Source organism: Cryobacterium sp. GrIS_2_6, from assembly GCF_035984545.1.
Lineage (GTDB): Bacteria > Actinomycetota > Actinomycetes > Actinomycetales > Microbacteriaceae > Cryobacterium.
In genome coordinates, this window is sequence record NZ_JAXCHP010000001.1 from 1,162,424 (window position 1) to 1,179,334 (window position 16,911).

Genomic DNA, 16,911 nt, shown 5'->3' on the forward strand with positions numbered 1-16,911 from the left:
GGGCTGCTGCTAGGCTGAACACCGGTAACAGCCATCCTTTAACAACCGTCCGGTGAGGCGGGGAAGGAGGCCTTCGTTTTGTCACGAATCGTGCTCAACCAGGCTGAAATAACCCGGGCTTTGACTCGGATCTCCCACGAGATCCTGGAGTCAAACCGGGGACCGGACAATCTCGTCATCCTCGGCATCCCGACCAGGGGTGTTGCCCTCGCCCGGCGGATCGCCGACATCATCGAGCGGATCGAACCCGCCGCAGCACCCGTGCGTTCGGGGTCTCTCGACGTCACGATGTACCGCGACGACCTCGCCCACACCCGCACCCGCACGCCGTCCCGCACCCTCGTGCCCGCGAGCGTCGACGGCGCGACGGTGGTGCTCGTCGACGACGTTCTCTACTCCGGCCGGACCATCCGCGCGGCCCTCGACGCCCTCGGCGACCACGGCCGTCCCGCGATCGTGCGCCTCGCTGTCCTCGTCGACCGCGGCCACCGGGCGCTGCCGATTCGTGCGGACTTCGTCGGCAAGAACCTCCCGAGCTCGACGGAGGAACGCATCAACGTGCACCTCCTCGAGGTCGACGGCGACGAATTCGTGAGCATCGACGGGGGGAGCGCAGAATGAAGCACCTGCTCTCTACCAAGGACCTCAGCCGCGACGACGCCATCACGCTCCTCGACATCGCAGAAGACATGGCGGATGTCTCCACGCGCGAGGTTCGCAAGCTCCCGACACTCCGCGGCAAGACCGTGGTGAACCTTTTCTTCGAAGACAGCACCCGCACCCGGATCTCCTTCGAAGCCGCCGCGAAACGTCTGAGCGCCGACGTGATCAACTTCAGCGCCAAGGGCTCGAGCGTCTCGAAGGGCGAAAGCCTCAAAGACACCGCCCAGACGCTCGCCGCGATCGGCGCGGACGGCGTCGTGATCCGGCATCCGGCATCCGGTGCCCCCCAGGTGCTCGCGACGAGCGGCTGGATCGACGCCGGCATCATCAACGCCGGAGACGGCACCCACGAACACCCGACCCAGGCGCTCCTCGACGCGTTCACCATCCGCCGACGCCTGCACAAAACCGCGTCGCGCGGCAAAGGCCTCGACGGCGTCACGGTGACCATCGTCGGCGACGTGCTGCACTCGCGGGTCGCGCGCTCCAACCTGTGGCTGCTGACGACGCTCGGAGCCGAAGTCACGATGGTCGCGCCGCCCACCCTGTTCCCGATGGACATGACCGGCTGGCCGGCGGCGGTGAGCTTCGATCTCGACGACGCGATCGACGCAGGGCCGGACGTGATCATGATGCTCAGGATCCAGCAGGAACGCATGAATGCGGCCTTCTTCCCCAACAGCCGGGAGTACTCACGGCGCTGGGGACTCGACGATGAGCGCTTCGCCCGGCTCGCGCCGACTAGCATTGTCATGCACCCCGGCCCGATGAACCGCGGCCTGGAGATTTCCTCAGCCGCTGCAGATTCGGCCGCATCGACCGTGCTCGAGCAGGTCGCGAACGGTGTTTCGATACGTATGGCGGCACTGTACCTGCTCATGTCGGGCGACCGGGAGGAAAGCTAAATGAACAACACGGCCACCCGATACCTGATCCGAAACGCGAGCCTCGGCGACGGCAGCCGTACCGACCTGTTGCTCGCAGACGGTCGCATCCAGGAACTTGGCACAGCGCTCTCACACGCCGGCGCAACGGTGATCGACGCCGACGGCCTCCTCGCCCTTCCCGGACTTGTCGACCTGCACACCCACTTGCGCGAACCCGGCTACGAGCAGAGCGAGACGATCCTCACCGGCAGCCAGGCCGCCGCGATCGGCGGCTTCACGAGCGTCTTCGCGATGGCCAACACCTCGCCGGTGCAGGACACCGCCGGCGTCGTCGAACAGGTACTCGCCCTCGGTCAACGGGCCGGGTACGTCACGGTCCAGCCGATCGGCGCCGTCACCCTCGGGCTCGCGGGGGAGCGGCTCGCCGAGCTCGGCGCCATGGCGACCAGCCGCGCCCGGGTCCGGGTCTTCTCCGACGACGGCTTCTGCGTCTCCGACCCGCTCCTGATGCGTCGCGCCCTCGAATACGTCAAGGCCTTCGACGGCGTCATCGCCCAGCACTCCCAGGAACCGCGCCTCACCGAGAAGGCCCAGATGAACGAGGGCGCACTCTCGAGCGAACTCGGCCTCGCCGGCTGGCCCGCCGTCGCTGAGGAATCCATCATCGCGCGCGACGTGCTGCTCGCCGAGCACGTCGGGAGCCGCCTGCACGTCTGCCACGTCTCGACAGCAGGCGCCGTCGACGTGATCCGCTGGGCCAAGGCGCGCGGCATCAACGTGACCGCGGAGGCCACCCCGCACCACCTGCTCCTCACCGAGGACCTGGTCCGCGGCTACGACGCCCGCTACAAGGTCAATCCGCCGCTGCGCCGCCGCGAAGACGTCGACGCCCTCCGCGCCGGCCTCGCCGACGGCACGATCGACATCGTCGCAACCGATCACGCCCCGCACCCCGTCGAGTCCAAGGACTGTGAATGGGATGCGGCCGCCAACGGGATGGTCGGACTCGAATCCGCGCTCTCGGTCGTGCAGGCATCCGTCGTCGACACCGGACTTCTCGACTGGCGGGACGTGTCCCGGGTACTCTCGGCCGCCCCGGCACGGATCGGGCGTCTCGCAAGCCAGGGCAGAGCGCTCGAGGTCGGCGCTCCCGCAAACGTCACCCTCTACGACCCTGCAGCGAGCCGGGAGTTCGGCAGGGACGACCTCGCCGGCAAGAGCACCAACTCGCCATACCTCGCGATGACCCTGCCCGGCAGGGTCGTCGCTGTCTTCCACCGCGGCACGGCGACCGTGCTCGACGGGGTCCTCCGGGCCCCCGCTGAACTCGGCGGACGAGAGGAACCCCAGCATGGATAGCACCATCCCCGCCATCCTGATCGGCCTCGTCCTCGTCGCCGTGCTCGCGCTCATGCTCCGCAGCTGGCGTGCACGTACGCGCCGCGATGCCGCATTGGCCGCAGGCTACCCGTTCCCAGGACCGGAACCGGCCGATGCCATGCTCGCAACGGCCGAAGCGTTTTACGTCGCGACCACGAGGGAAGGCCGACAGCTCGAACGCCTGAACATCCGCGGCCTCGGCTTCCGGGCCCGCGCCCTGGTCACCGTGACCGAGGCCGGCGTTCTGCTCGACCTCGTCGGCGAGAATCCGGTCTTCGTCCCGATGACGGCCGTCATCGGACTCGAGGACGCCACCTGGACCATCGACCGCGCCGTCGAGACCGGCGGCCTGCTCGTGCTCCGCTGGCGCCTCCAGCCGCAAGCGGATGCCGCAGGCCAGGTCGTCGACAGCTACTTCCGCATCCTTGACCCCACCGACCGCGCCCGCGTGAGCGCGTCGATCCGAACCGAAGCGGCGGGTGCCACGCACCCGGCCGCGCACGACGAAAGCGAGGCGTAGCGTGAGCGACACCGAGGCCCAGGCCCAGGCGGCACCCGACGAGACGACACCGACGACACCGACCACTCCCACCACGGCTCCCGCCGTGCTCGTCCTGGAGGACGGCAGGCGCTTCGTCGGCCACGCATACGGCAGCCGCGGACAGACCCTCGGCGAGGTCGTCTTCGCGACCGGGATGACCGGCTACCAGGAGACCCTGACCGACCCGTCGTACGCCGGCCAGATCGTCCTGATGACCGCCCCGCACATCGGCAATACCGGGGCCAACGACGAGGACATGGAATCCTCCCGGATCTGGGTCGCCGGGTTCATCGTGCGTGAACCGGCCAGGATCGCCTCGAACTTCCGCTCGACGCGCACCCTCGATGAGGACCTCACGAACAACGAGGTCGTCGGGATCAGCGGCATCGACACCCGCGCGATCACTCGGCACATCCGCTCGGCCGGCGCCATGAAGAGCGGTATCTTCTCCGGGCCCGCCTTCGACCTGTCGGCGGGCGAGCAGCTCGAACTCGTCCGCGGCGGCGCCCCGATGCGCGGCCGCAACCTGTCAGACCAGGTCTCGACGGTCGAACCGTTCCAGATTCCGGCGAAGGGCGAGCGGATCGGCTCCGTCGCCGTGCTCGACCTCGGTGTCAAGACCTCGACGCTCAACTACCTCGCCGAACGCGGCTTCGAAGTGCTCGTGTTGCCCCAGTCGGTCACAGCGGAGCATGTGCTCTCGCTCAACCCGACCGCTCTGTTCTTCTCCAACGGACCCGGCGACCCTGCCGCGTCCGACGCGCACGTAACCCTGCTGCAAGAGGTGCTCCGCGCCGGCGTGCCGTACTTCGGCATCTGCTTCGGCAACCAGCTCCTCGGCAGGGCGCTCGGCTTCCGCACCTACAAGCTTCCCTTCGGCCACCGCGGCATCAACCAGCCCGTGCTCGACAAGACCACCGGCCGCGTCGAGATTACGTCGCAGAACCACGGCTTCGCCGTGGACATGCCGATTGAGGGCGTCAGCGACTCCCGCACCGGCTTCGGCCGCGTCGAGGTCAGCCACTACAGCCTGAACGACCAGGTCGTCGAAGGCATCCGCTGCCTCGACATCCCCGCGTTCTCCGTGCAGTACCACCCCGAGTCTGCGGCAGGCCCGCACGACGCCAACTACCTCTTTGATCGGTTCAGGGACATGGTGACCGCACACACGGCGGCCACCGGAGCAGGAGACGCCAAGTAATGCCCAAGCGCGACGATATCAACAGCGTCCTGGTCATCGGAAGCGGGCCGATCGTCATCGGCCAGGCCTGCGAATTCGACTACTCAGGAACCCAGGCCTGCCGCGTGCTGCGCGCAGAGGGCGTCAGGGTCATCCTGGTCAACTCGAACCCGGCCACGATCATGACGGACCCGGACTTCGCGGATGCGACCTACATCGAGCCGATCACTCCGGAGATCCTCGAGACGATCATCGCCAAGGAACGCCCGGACGCGATCCTGCCGACCCTCGGCGGCCAGACCGCGCTCAACGCGGCCATCCAGTTGCACGAGCGCGGCATCCTCGAGAAGTACGACGTCGAACTGATCGGAGCGTCCTTCGAGGCCATCCAGAAGGGCGAAGACCGCCAGATCTTCAAGCAGCTCGTACTCGACGCCGGCGCAGATGTCGCCCGTTCGCACATCGCGCACACCGTCGACGAGGCCATCGGCTTCGCAGAAGACCTCGGCTACCCGCTCGTGGTGCGCCCCTCCTTCACGATGGGCGGCCTCGGCTCCGGATTCGCGTACACCGAAGAGCAACTGCGCCGCATCGTCGGCGACGGCCTGCACCAGAGCCCGACCACGGAGGTCCTCCTCGAGGAATCCATCCTCGGCTGGAAGGAATACGAACTCGAGATGATGCGCGACACGGCCGACAACACGGTCGTCGTCTGTTCGATCGAGAACGTCGACCCGGTCGGCGTGCACACGGGCGACTCGATCACCGTCGCCCCCGCGCTCACGCTCACGGACCGCGAGTACCAGAAGCTCCGCGACATCGGCATCGACATCATCCGTGCCGTCGGCGTCGACACCGGCGGCTGCAACATCCAGTTCGCGATCGACCCGGCCAACGGGCGCATCATCGTGATCGAGATGAACCCGCGCGTGTCACGTTCGTCTGCCCTCGCGAGCAAGGCCACCGGCTTCCCGATCGCGAAGATTGCGGCCAAGCTCGCCCTCGGCTACCGGCTCGACGAGATCCCGAACGATATCACCCAGGTCACCCCGGCGAGCTTCGAACCGACCCTCGACTACGTCGTGGTCAAGGTCCCGCGCTTCGCGTTCGAGAAATTCCCCGCCGCTGACCCGCGCCTGACCACGACCATGAAGTCCGTCGGCGAGGCCATGGCGATCGGCCGCACCTACGCATCCGCCCTGCAGAAGGCCTTGCGTTCGCTCGAGAAGCGCGGATCGTCGTTCCACTGGGGCGAGGAGACCCGCACGCTCGAGGAACTCCTCGAGGTTGCGTCGATCCCGACGGACGGCCGCATCGTCACCGTGCAGCAGGCCCTCCGCAAGGGCGCCACGATCGACCAGGTCTTCGAAGCCACCAAGATCGACCCGTGGTTCATCGACCAGATCGTCCTGATTAACGAGATCGCCGCAGACGTCGCCGCCGCAGAACGGCTCGACATGGACATCCTCCGCACCGCGAAGGACCACGGTTTCTCCGACGTCCAGATCGGCGAGCTCCGCGGCTTCGGCGAAGCGGATGTCCGCAAGGTCCGGCACATCCTCGGCGTGCGCCCGGTCTACAAGACCGTCGACACCTGCGCGGGGGAGTTCCCCGCCCTGACCCCGTACCACTACTCGAGCTACGACGAGGAGACGGAGGTCGTCCCCAGCGACCGCCGCAAGGTCGTCATCCTCGGTTCCGGACCTAACCGCATCGGCCAGGGCGTCGAGTTCGACTACTCCTGCGTGCACGCCTCGTTCGCCCTCTCCGAGGCCGGCTACGAGACCATCATGATCAACTGCAACCCCGAGACCGTCTCGACGGACTACGACACGAGCGACCGGCTCTACTTCGAGCCGCTCACCCTCGAGGACGTGCTCGAGGTCATCCACGCGGAGAGCCAGAGTGGCGAACTCGTCGGCGTCGTCGTGCAACTCGGCGGCCAGACGGCCCTCGGGCTCGCGAAGGGGCTCGAGGCGGAGGGAATCCCGATCCTGGGCACCTCGCCGGCCGCGATCGACCTCGCGGAGGAGCGCGGCCTGTTCTCGAAGATCCTCGACGAGGCCGGCCTGCTCGCCCCCCGCAACGGCGTCGCCACCGACTTCACCGGTGCCGTCGTCGTCGCGGAGGAGATCGGCTACCCCGTCCTCGTCCGCCCCAGCTACGTGCTCGGCGGCCGCGGCATGGAGATCATCTACGATTCTCTGTCCCTCGCCGACTACTTCGAGCGGATGCAGGGGCAGGGCATCATCGGTCCTTCGCACCCCGTGCTCGTGGACCGGTTCCTGGACGACGCCATCGAAATCGACGTCGACGCGATCTACGACGGAACCGAGCTGTACATCGGCGGCGTCATGGAGCACATCGAGGAAGCCGGTATCCACTCCGGTGACTCGAGTTGCACCCTGCCACCCGTGACCCTCGGCCGCGCCGAGATCAACCGGGTCCGCGAGGCCACCCTCGGCATCGCGCAGGGCATCGGCGTGCGCGGCCTGCTCAACGTGCAGTTCGCCATCGGGGCCGGCGTGCTCTACGTGCTCGAGGCCAACCCGCGGGCCTCCCGCACCGTGCCCTTCGTCGCCAAGGCGCTCGGGATCACCCTCGCCAAGGCCGCTGCGCTCATCATGGTCGGAACCAGCATCGCCGAACTCAAGGCGAGTGGAAAGCTCCCGCTCATCGACGGTTCCCGCGTCCCGATGGAATCGCCGGTCGCCGTGAAGGAAGCCGTGCTTCCCTTCAACCGGTTCCGTACCCCGGAAGGCCACGTCGTCGATTCCGTGCTCGGCCCCGAGATGCGCTCGACCGGCGAGGTGATGGGCATCGACCGTGACTTCCCCCGCGCCTTCGCCAAGAGCCAGCTCGCCGCATATGGCGGAATCCCGCTCAGCGGAACCGTGTTCGTCTCGGTCTCCGACCGCGACAAGCGTGCGATCATCCTGCCGATGCTGCGCCTGCAGCAGCTCGGCTACGAGATCGCGGCGACGGAGGGCACCGCGGAGGTGTTGCAGCGCAACGGAATCCGCGCGAGGGTCGTCACGAAGTTCAGCGAGAAGCACGACGAGGAAGACACCTCCATCGTCGAGTTGATCCGCCGCGAAGAGGTTCAGATCGTCATCAACACCCCCGGCGGTCGCACTGCCCGTGCCGACGGCTATGAGATCCGCGCGGCAGCCGTCGCCGCGGACCTGCCGCTGTTCACGACGATCGCGGAGCTCAGCGCGGCCGTCGCCTCCATCGACGCGATTCGAGGCGGGTTCGAGGTGACATCGCTCCAGGAATATGCACTCACGCGGGAAGCCGCCCTGTGATCGACTCCACGTTCGGTGACCGCGTCGAGGCCGCGTTCGGTCGGTGGGGCCAGCTCTGCGTGGGTATCGACCCCCACGCCTGGCTGCTGTCGGACTGGAACCTGCCGGACACCGCTGACGGCGCCGAGACCTTCGGGCGTCTCGTCGTCGCCGGGTGCGCAGGCAGGGTCGGCCTCATCAAGCCCCAGCTCGCCTTCTACGAGCGTTTCGGGTCGCGGGGGTACCTGGCCTTCGAACGCGTGCTCGCGGACGCCCACGCAGCAGGACTGCTCGTGATCGCGGACGTGAAGCGCGGCGATCTCGGAACGAGCGTCGCTGCGTACGGTGAGGCCTGGCTCACCCCAGGTTCCCCGCTCGAAGTGGATGCGATCACCGTCAACGCGTACATGGGCGTCGGTTCGCTCGAGCCCGTCTTCGAACTCGCCGCCGCTGCGGGCAAGGGGCTCTTCGTGCTCTCGGCAACCTCGAATCCGGAGGCGAGCGCCATCCAGCGCGCCCGCGTCCCCGACGGCCCGCACGCCGGTGCCACAGTGGCCCGTGCCGTCTTCGACGACGTCGCCGAACGCAACGCGAGGGCGGGGGGAACGGGTCGGCTCGGCTCGATCGGAGTCGTGCTCGGCGCGACACTCGACCTCGCCGATTTCGGCCTCGACCTCTCGGTTGCACCGGTCGGAGGAGCCACCCCGATCCTCGCTCCCGGATTTGGTCACCAGGGTGCGCATGTCGCTGATCTGGGAAACCTCTTTGGGGGGTACGCTCATTCCGTAATAGTGAGTGAATCTCGTAGCGTGTTGTCAGCAGGCCCGGAACGAATCGGACAGGCGATCGCACGCCGAGTACTTGAAGCAGGAGCGGCCCGTGGCTGAGAATCGCCCTACCCCACCAGACGTCGATCGGGTTGCCGCATCGCGCGCAGCCGTGGCAGCGCGCCGAGCGCGCGCAGCGGTCAAGGCCGAGATCGCAGCAGGGAAGCGCACACCGCGTGCCGTGCTCTCTGCCGCCATCGAGCATCCGGACGGCGTCGAAGGACGCCTGCGCGCGACAGAGTTCCTCGTCAGCATCCCGGCCATCGGGGTCACGAAGATGCGCCGGATCATGACCCAGCTCGAAATCTCGCCGTCCAAACGGCTCGGCGGCCTCGGCAAGCACCAGCGCGACCGTCTGCGCGAGTTCCTCGCGAACCGGACGGTGTCCCGTCGTGGATCCACCGACGCACACCTCGTCGTGCTCGCCGGGCCGACGGCGGTCGGCAAGGGTGCCGTCGCCGGCTATATCCGGGAGAACTTCCCCGATGTGCTTCTTTCCGTGTCGGCGACGACCCGCGCCCCGCGGCCGGGCGAAGTCGAAGGAAAGAGCTACTTCTTCGTCACAGACGCCGAATTCGACCGTATGGTTGCGTCGGGGGAGCTGCTCGAGTGGGCCGTCGTCCACAACGCCTTCCGCTACGGGACCCCCCGCGAGCCCGTGGAACAGGCACTGGCGAGCGGACACAGCGTCCTCCTCGAAATCGACCTTCAGGGCGCGCGCTCCGTGCGCGCGGCCATGCCGGAAGCTCGGATGGTCTTCCTGCTTCCGCCGAGCTGGGACGAACTGGTGCGCCGCCTCATCGGCCGCGGCACCGAAAGCCCCGCGGAACAGGCACGCCGCCTGGAGACCGCGAAGCTCGAGCTGGCGGCCCAGGACGAGTTCGATTTCCGTGTGGTCAACCAGGAGGTCAATGTGGCGGCCCGGGAAGTCGTAGACTTGATGAATCTGCGTAAAGCACCCTCGCTGCTTTGACGCACTCCGACTTATCCGTCTACTCGCCGCAAACGCTCTGAAGGAGTGCCACCTTGGCCAACAAGCCCACCGGTATCATTGACCCGCCCATCGACGACCTGCTCACCAAGGTCGACTCCAAGTACGCGCTCGTGATCTTCGCGTCCAAGCGGGCACGTCAGATCAACGACTACTACGCGGACCTGCACGAAGGCAGCCTCTTCGACAACGTCGGACCGCTCGTCGACTCGACTGTCGACGACAAGCCGCTCTCCGTTGCACTCCGGGAAATCAACGAAGACAAGCTCGTTTCCCGACCGATCGTCGAGTAACACGAAGCAGACCAGAAGAACACCAGAAGCGCGCAGGATGTCGCAAGGACGCACTGTCGTCGTCGGAATCACCGGCGGCATCGCCGCGTACAAAGCGGTCAACATCGTGCGCGCTTTCGTGTTGCTCGGGGACTCCGTCCACGTTGTCGCGACGCCCGCTGCGCTGCGCTTCGTCGGCAGGCCGACACTCGAAGCGATCTCCCGGAACCCGGTGCACACCGACCTCTATGAGGGCGTCGCGGAAGTGCGCCACGTCGCCATCGGGCAGTCGGCGGACCTGATCGTGGTGGCCCCTGCGACGGCGAACACGATCGCCAAGCTCGCGGCCGGCCTCGCCGACGACCTCCTCGGCAACACGATCCTCGCGAGCACTGCGCCACTCGTGATCGCCCCGGCCATGCACACCGAGATGTGGAACAACCCGGCGACCGTGCACAACGTGCAGACCCTCCGAAACCGCGGCGTCATCGTCGTCGGCCCCGGCGTCGGACGCCTGACCGGATCGGATTCCGGTGTCGGCCGGATGGAGGAACCCGACGTCATCGTCGCTGCGGCCCTCGCCGCCCTGCACCCGGCGACCCCGGCCAGAGACCTCTCCGGCAGGCGCGTCGTCATCACAGCCGGCGGCACCAGGGAACCTCTCGACCCCGTCCGCTTCCTCGGCAATCGATCGAGTGGCAAGCAGGGCGTGCGCCTCGCCGAAGCCGCCCGCGCGCGGGGAGCGTCGGTCGTTCTCATCGCGGCGAATCTCGAGATCCCGGTGCCCGCGGGCATCGAGACCCGCCTCGTCGGCACTGCACTCGAACTTCAGTCCGCCGTGACCGAGGCGGCTGCGGGCGCGGACGCCGTCATCATGGCCGCAGCGGTCGCGGACTACCGCCCTGCCACGGTCCGCGGCGACAAGATCAAGAAAGACGACGAGGGGGACACCCTCACCCTCGAACTCGTCAGGAACCCGGACGTCCTCGCGGGCCTCGCCGCGGCGAAGGCCACCGGTCAGCTCGTGATCGGATTCGCGGCAGAGACGGAGGCGGACCCCGACCGGCTCCTCTCCCTCGGCCGCGAGAAGCTCTCGCGCAAGGGCTGTGATTACCTCGTTCTCAACCGGGTCGGCTGGACCGAAGGGTTCGCCGCGGAACGTAACGAGGTTCGGATCCTCGATTCTGCCGGAGTTATAGTGGCGGAGGCCGCGGGGACAAAAATGTCGGTGGCCGGACGCATCCTTGACGTTGTGGTCGCCGCACTCGGCTGATCCCTTCATCCAAACTTCTTTTCCACCATCGACACAGAGACAGGCCAGATGAGCGATCTTCGCCTCTTCACTTCCGAATCCGTCACCGAAGGTCACCCGGACAAGATCTGCGACCAGATCTCCGACAGCATCCTCGACGCCCTCCTCACCGAGGACCCGAACAGCCGCGTCGCCGTCGAGACCCTGGTCACGACCGGCCTTGTCCACGTCGCCGGCGAAGTTTCGACGGAAGCGTACGTCGAGATCCCGTCGATCGTGCGCAAGTGCATCACCGACATCGGCTACGACTCCTCCGACGTCTGGTTCGACGGCCGCTCCTGCGGCGTCGAGATCTCCATCGGCGGCCAGTCTCCCGACATCGCCCAGGGCGTCGACGACGCCTTCGAGCACCGCGAACAGGCCAGCGCCGAAGACTACGACCGCCAAGGCGCCGGCGACCAGGGCATCATGTTCGGCTACGCCACCCGGGAGACCCCCGAGCTCATGCCGATCCCGATCTGGATCGCGCACCGCCTCGCCGAACGCCTCGCCGAGGTCCGCAAGTCCGGTGAACTCGACTACCTCCGCCCTGACGGCAAGACCCAGGTCACGATCGGCTACGACGGCATCATCCCGCGCACCGTCGAGACCGTCGTCCTGTCCACCCAGCACGCCCCTTCGGTCACGACGGCGCGCCTCCGTGCCGAGGTCGAAGAGCTTGTGATCCGCCCGGTGCTGTCCCGCGTCGAACTCGATTCCTCGAGCCTGACGATGCTGATCAACCCGACGGGCCGCTTCGAGATCGGTGGCCCCCAGGGCGACGCCGGACTCACCGGCCGCAAGATCATCATCGACACCTACGGCGGATCCAGCCGTCATGGCGGGGGCGCCTTCAGCGGCAAGGACCCGTCCAAGGTCGACCGCTCCGCAGCGTACGCGATGCGCTGGGTGGCCAAGAACGCGGTCGCAGCCGGGCTGGCCGAACGGCTCGAGATCCAGGTCGCTTACGCGATCGGCAAAGCAGCGCCCGTCGGGCTCTACGTCGAGACCTTCGGAACAGGGGCACTGCCGGACAAGGAGATCACCGCGGCGATCCGCGAGGTCTTCGACCTGCGACCGGCCGCCATAATCCATCACCTCGACCTCCTCCGCCCGATCTACCGGAAGACGGCGACATACGGTCATTTCGGTCGTGAGCTGCCCGAGTTCACCTGGGAGAGGCTGGACCGCGTCGACGAGCTGAGAAGCGCCTCCGGGATCTGATCATGGGACGCACGGGCCTCGTGGCACGCGTCCTGATCGAGTCGACACTGCCCCAGCTCGACCATCTCTTCGATTACGGCATCCCGGACGACCTCGCCGCGGCCGCGCGGCCGGGGGTACGGGTCCGGGTGCCCCTGCGCTCGGCCGGACGCGTCGCCGACGGATACCTGATCGAGGTACTCGATGCCGGGGGAGCCATCCTCGCGACCCTGAACGCACCGTTGTCCGGCATCGTGACCCCGAAGGACGCAGCCGCCGACTTCCATGGCGCCCTGAGCCCGGTCGAGGCCATCGTGTCCGCTGCCCCCGTGCTCACGGCGGAGGTGTGGCGTTTGGCACGTCGTGTCGCCGACCGCGCGGCCGGCAACGCGAGCGACGTGCTCCGGCTCGCGATCCCCCCTCGCGCTGTGCGGGTCGAGAAGGCCTGGCTCGCCGCGCAGGGCGAGGCTGCGCAGGACGATGCCGAACCTGCTTCGGAAGCCGAGCCGGCGGCATCCGCCGGTTTCGCTGACTACCCGGCCGGCCTGCTCGACGCGGCACTGGCCGAGCAGAGGCGCCTCAGCGTGGCCGCCGTACCCGCCCTCGTCGCCCTGCCGGACGGGCGCACCGTCGGCCACTGGGCCACCACAATGGCCGAACTCGCCGCAGCAACCGTTCGGAGCGGGCGAAGCGCCATCCTCTGCGTTCCCGACTACCGCGATCAGGACCAGCTCGAGGCCGCCCTCGATGCCTGCGCGCCTGCGGGAACCGTGAGCAGGGTCGATGCCCGCCAGCCCAACCCCGAGCGCTACCGTGCCTTCCTCGCCTGCCTGGAACCCACCCCGCGGATCATCCTCGGCAACCGGTCTGCGGTCTATGCGCCGGCGCACAACCTCGGGGCGATCCTGCTCTGGGACGACGGGGACCCCCTGCACTCCGAACCGCTCAGCCCCTACGTCCACGCCCGCGACGCTGCACTGGTCCGCCAGGCCCTGAGCGGATGCGCACTGATGTTCTTCGGGCACACCCGCAGCGTGCCGGTGCAGCGGCTCCTCGAACTGGGTTTTCTCGGCGAGGCGCATCCCCTGAGCCCTCGGCATCCCCGGGTGATCCCCACCGAATTCCAGCTCAGCCCCGACCGCCAGGAGCGGACCAACCGGATACCCTCGGCCGCCTGGCAGGTGGCCAGGGCCGCCCTCGCGGACGGACCTGTCCTCGTCCAGGTCGCGAGCCCCGGGTACGCGCCGACCCTCGCCTGCCAGACCTGCAAGAAATCAGCCCGCTGCACGCACTGCCAGGGACCGCTCGCCCTCGCGAGCGCGAACGCCGTGCCGTCCTGCCGCTGGTGCGGCAAGCTTGCAGCAGGCTGGAGCTGCCTGCACTGTGAGGGCAGGTCCCTGCGGGTGGTGTCGCTCGGAACCGGGCGCACCGCCGAGGAACTGGGCCGCGCCTTTCCCGGCGCGCTGGTCCTCGTCGCCGACGGGGAGCATCCGCTGCAGCAGATCGGGGCTGCCCCTGCCCTCGTCGTTGCGACGCGCGGTGCCGAGCCGATCCCCGCAGGAGGCTACCGCGCGATCCTCCTGCTCGACGGTGAGAAGATGCTCGGCCGCGAATCCCTCGGCGTCGCAGAGGACTGCCTTCGCTGGTGGAGCAACGCAGCAGCCCTCGCCGCCCCCGGCGCGTCCGTCATGCTCGCCGGCGTCGGCGGGGCACTCGCGACGGCGCTCAACGCGTGGCAGCCCGGTGCCTTCGCAGCGGCAGAACTCGCGGACCGCAGGCAGCTGCGCTTCCCGCCCGCCGTGCGGGTCGCCTCTGTGACGGGAACCGCCGCCGATGTCGCGGCAGCGGTCGAGGACCTCACCGACGTCCCCGGCCTCGACGTGCTCGGTCCGGTCACAACAGTCGACCCCCTCGTCCGTGCCGTCGTGCGGTTCAACTACGCGGACGGCGACGACGTCGCCAGGTTCGTGAAGGCGGCGATTGTGCGCAATGCAGCGCGCCGCCGCCGGGCCAAAGGCGCCGCCTTCCGCCCGGCACCTACACTCAAAGTACGATTCGACGACCCGGAGCTGCTCTAAATGAAACTCGTATTCGCGGGCACGCCCCAGGTGGCGGTGCCCAGTCTCCAGGCCCTTGCCGACTCGCCGCACTCCATCGCGGCGGTCATCACCCGCGCGGATGCCCCCCTCGGCCGGAAGCGCGTGCTCACCCCGTCGCCCCTCGCGCAGGCCGCTGCCGGGCTCGGACTTCCGCTGCTCAAGACCAACCGTCTCGACGCTGCGGCGACGGAACGAATCGAAGCCATCGAACCCGATCTCGGCGTCATCGTCGCCTACGGCGGGCTTGTGCGGGAACCCCTGCTCTCCGTTCCCCGCCTCGGCTGGATCAACCTGCACTTCTCCCTGCTGCCGCGCTGGCGCGGGGCCGCGCCCGTGCAGCGCGCCATCATGGCCGGAGACGAACGGACGGGCGCAGCGGTCTTCCAGCTCGTCGCCGAGCTCGACGCCGGCGCCGTGTTCGCGAGCTTCTCCGAACCGATCTCCCGGCACGCGACCGCAGGCGGGCTCCTCGAGTCCCTGAGTCACAGCGGCGCCGCGCTGCTCAGGAACGTCGTCGACCAGCTCGAGGCCGGCACGATCGAGGCGGTGCCCCAGGTGGGCGAGCCGACCACGGCCGCCAAGCTCGGCCTCGCCGATGCCAGGATCGACTGGGCCGCATCCGCTGAGGTCGTCTACAACCGGGTGCGCGGCGTGACGCCGGAACCCGGAGCCTTCACCATGCTCGGCGAAGCGCGCCTCAAGGTCCTCGACCTCGCGCCGACCCACGGCGTCCAGCCGGTTCCGGCGGGCGTGATTCGCGAATTCGACAAGAAAGTGCTGGTTGGAACCGGGACGGAGCCGCTAGAGCTCATCACGGTGCAACCGGCTGGAAAGACACAGATGAAGGCAATCGACTGGTGGCGCGGCATGGCGGCGACGGACGTGGTCGCCTCATGAGCGTCCAACAGCACCAGGGCTTCGTCCAGCCCGCCCGCCGCGTCGCCTACGAGGTCATCGCCGCCGTCCGTGAGTCGGACGCCTACGCCAACCTGTTGCTGCCGACCCGTATCCAGCGGGCCGCCCTCAGCACGGCGGATGCCGCCCTCGCCACCGAACTGACCTACGGCACCCTGCGCATGCAGGGCTACTACGATCTCGTTATCGCGGAAGCGGCCGGCCGGCCGGTCTCCGCGATCGACCCGGCCATTCTCGACGTGCTGCGCCTCGGCGCCCACCAGCTGCTCGCGACGCGCGTCGCGACCCATGCCGCCGTCAACGAATCCGTCGAACTGGCCCGCCAGGTCGGCTCCCGTGCTGCGACGGGCTTCACCAACGGCGTGCTCCGCACCATCTCCCGCTCGACCCCGGAGGAGTGGCGCGAACGGGTCCTCGCCGGAGCAGGCTCCGCAGACGATCGGCTCGCCGCCGAGCACTCGCACCCGGTGTGGGTCGTGCGCGCATTCCGGCAGTCGCTGCGCCTCGAAGGCCGTGAGGACGAACTCGAAGACCTGCTTATCGCCGACAACGCCGCCCCCAGGGTCAACATGGTCGCGCTGCCTGGCATCACGACAGCGGAGGAGACCGCCGGCCTCGGCCGACCCAACGAGTACTCCCCGGTCGGGTTCATGCTCGCGGGCGGAGACCCCGTTCACCTCGTCACCGATCACGACGGCCGCATCCGGGTGCAGGACGAGGGTTCGCAGCTCGCAGCACTCACCCTGAGCCGGGCCCGCCCCATCACGCCGGGCGAACGCTGGCTTGACCTCTGCGCCGGACCCGGCGGCAAGGCGGCCCTGCTCGCCGCAGAAGCACGGGCGGGCGGCGCCGAACTCGTCGCGAACGAGCTCGTGCCGGCCAGGGCCACGCTCGTGCGCCGCGCCCTCTCCGCGGTTCCCGGCACCGTTCCGGTCTGGGAACTCGACGGGACCCGCATTGCCGTCAACCACTCCGAGGAATTCGACCGCATCCTGCTCGACGCACCGTGCACGGGCCTTGGCGCACTGCGTCGCCGGCCGGAGGCGCGCTGGCGCAAGCTTCCGCGCGACGTCGCCGAACTCTCCGACCTGCAGTCCGGCCTCATCGACGCGGCGCTCGGCGCCCTGAAGCCCGGCGGCCTCCTTGCATACGTCACGTGCTCACCGCACATCGCGGAGAGCCGCGGCATCGTCGCGACGGCGTTCAGGAAGTGGGGAGACCGGGTGCGGGCCGTCGACACCGCCGCGGTCGTCCAGGGACTCAGCGGCAGGCCGCTCGACCTGCCCGGCGACGGAACGAGCGTGCAGCTCTGGCCGCACCGCCACGGAACCGACGCGATGTTCATCACCCTGCTCGAGCGCAGCGCCTAGACGGC

General features: G+C 68.5%; 14 protein-coding genes. All 14 read left to right on the plus strand.

Features of this window, described 5'->3' with window-relative positions; translation table 11 throughout:
- The first annotated feature begins 78 nt into the window (after positions 1-78).
- The 14 genes from pyrR (at position 79) to RCH22_RS06030 (ending at position 16,906) form a co-directional block, all read left to right on the plus strand.
- Positions 79-621, plus strand: a complete 543-nt coding sequence (gene pyrR / locus RCH22_RS05965; RefSeq protein WP_327013162.1) for a bifunctional pyr operon transcriptional regulator/uracil phosphoribosyltransferase PyrR — start codon at positions 79-81, stop codon at positions 619-621.
- Entirely contained in the window at positions 618-1,568 is a 951-nt protein-coding gene (locus RCH22_RS05970; protein WP_327013163.1) for an aspartate carbamoyltransferase catalytic subunit, read from the plus strand. Before pyrR ends, RCH22_RS05970 begins: the two co-directional genes overlap by 4 nt.
- Positions 1,569-2,909: a dihydroorotase gene (locus RCH22_RS05975; RefSeq protein ID WP_327013164.1), complete on the plus strand. Its 1,341-nt coding sequence runs from the start codon at positions 1,569-1,571 to the stop codon at positions 2,907-2,909.
- Positions 2,902-3,450: a hypothetical protein gene (locus tag RCH22_RS05980; RefSeq protein WP_327013165.1), complete on the plus strand. Its 549-nt coding sequence runs from the start codon at positions 2,902-2,904 to the stop codon at positions 3,448-3,450. The genes RCH22_RS05975 and RCH22_RS05980 overlap by 8 nt, the downstream gene beginning before the upstream one ends.
- Before the next feature lie 85 nt (positions 3,451-3,535).
- Positions 3,536-4,672 (plus strand): glutamine-hydrolyzing carbamoyl-phosphate synthase small subunit, encoded by a 1,137-nt coding sequence (gene carA, locus RCH22_RS05985; protein ID WP_327015465.1) that lies wholly within the window; start codon positions 3,536-3,538, stop codon positions 4,670-4,672.
- The gene (carB, locus tag RCH22_RS05990) at positions 4,672-7,959 is read left to right on the plus strand and encodes a carbamoyl-phosphate synthase large subunit (protein ID WP_327013166.1); all 3,288 of its coding nucleotides are present in this window, start codon (positions 4,672-4,674) and stop codon (positions 7,957-7,959) included. Before carA ends, carB begins: the two co-directional genes overlap by 1 nt.
- Positions 7,956-8,825, plus strand: a complete 870-nt coding sequence (gene pyrF, locus RCH22_RS05995; RefSeq protein ID WP_327013167.1) for an orotidine-5'-phosphate decarboxylase — start codon at positions 7,956-7,958, stop codon at positions 8,823-8,825. Before carB ends, pyrF begins: the two co-directional genes overlap by 4 nt.
- Positions 8,818-9,738 (plus strand): guanylate kinase, encoded by a 921-nt coding sequence (gmk, locus tag RCH22_RS06000; protein ID WP_327013168.1) that lies wholly within the window; start codon positions 8,818-8,820, stop codon positions 9,736-9,738. Before pyrF ends, gmk begins: the two co-directional genes overlap by 8 nt.
- A gap of 53 nt (positions 9,739-9,791) precedes the next feature.
- On the plus strand, positions 9,792-10,049 hold the full coding sequence (gene rpoZ / locus RCH22_RS06005; RefSeq protein WP_134448746.1) for a DNA-directed RNA polymerase subunit omega: 258 nt from the start codon (positions 9,792-9,794) through the stop codon (positions 10,047-10,049).
- Positions 10,050-10,086: 37 nt separating this feature from the next.
- Entirely contained in the window at positions 10,087-11,301 is a 1,215-nt protein-coding gene (gene coaBC, locus RCH22_RS06010; RefSeq protein ID WP_327013169.1) for a bifunctional phosphopantothenoylcysteine decarboxylase/phosphopantothenate--cysteine ligase CoaBC, read from the plus strand.
- A gap of 48 nt (positions 11,302-11,349) precedes the next feature.
- Positions 11,350-12,543: a methionine adenosyltransferase gene (gene metK, locus RCH22_RS06015; RefSeq protein WP_327013170.1), complete on the plus strand. Its 1,194-nt coding sequence runs from the start codon at positions 11,350-11,352 to the stop codon at positions 12,541-12,543.
- Between the two features lie 2 nt (positions 12,544-12,545).
- Positions 12,546-14,600: a primosomal protein N' gene (locus tag RCH22_RS06020; RefSeq protein ID WP_327013171.1), complete on the plus strand. Its 2,055-nt coding sequence runs from the start codon at positions 12,546-12,548 to the stop codon at positions 14,598-14,600.
- Positions 14,601-15,518: a methionyl-tRNA formyltransferase gene (gene fmt / locus RCH22_RS06025; protein ID WP_327013172.1), complete on the plus strand. Its 918-nt coding sequence runs from the start codon at positions 14,601-14,603 to the stop codon at positions 15,516-15,518. It abuts the gene before it with no gap.
- Positions 15,515-16,906 carry a transcription antitermination factor NusB gene (locus RCH22_RS06030; protein WP_327013173.1) on the plus strand — a complete coding sequence of 464 codons (1,392 nt, stop codon included), beginning with the start codon at positions 15,515-15,517 and terminating at the stop codon, positions 16,904-16,906. Before fmt ends, RCH22_RS06030 begins: the two co-directional genes overlap by 4 nt.
- The last annotated feature ends 5 nt before the right edge of the window (positions 16,907-16,911 follow it).